1 protein-coding gene is annotated in these 221 nt (G+C 66.1%); it reads right to left on the bottom strand.

Annotated elements, in window-relative coordinates; translation table 11 throughout:
* On the bottom strand, nucleotides 1–221 hold a 221-nt coding region (locus A3E77_RS13090; RefSeq protein ID WP_293646629.1), incomplete at both ends, for a hypothetical protein.

Raw genomic sequence — 221 nt, 5'->3', positions numbered from 1 at the left:
GATGGCCGCGGGGCTCGCGTCATCGGCGTGCGGCGCGGTTGAATGCGCTGCGGCGCCGATATCCTTGGGTTCCGCAGCATCGCCCGCGCCCATGTTCGCTTCGGAATTGACCGGAGCATCGCCCCCCGCCACCGCGACGCTCGCTTCCTTATACGCGGCAACGGGCGTCTCTTCGGTCGCAAACTTCGCAACGACAGGATCATTCTGCTGGCCGTCATGGA

This window comes from Sphingopyxis sp. RIFCSPHIGHO2_12_FULL_65_19 (assembly GCF_001830555.1).
Lineage (GTDB): Bacteria > Pseudomonadota > Alphaproteobacteria > Sphingomonadales > Sphingomonadaceae > Sphingopyxis.
The sequence above is the reverse complement of the archived record's forward strand: the minus strand, read 5'-3'. Positions and strand labels throughout refer to the sequence as shown.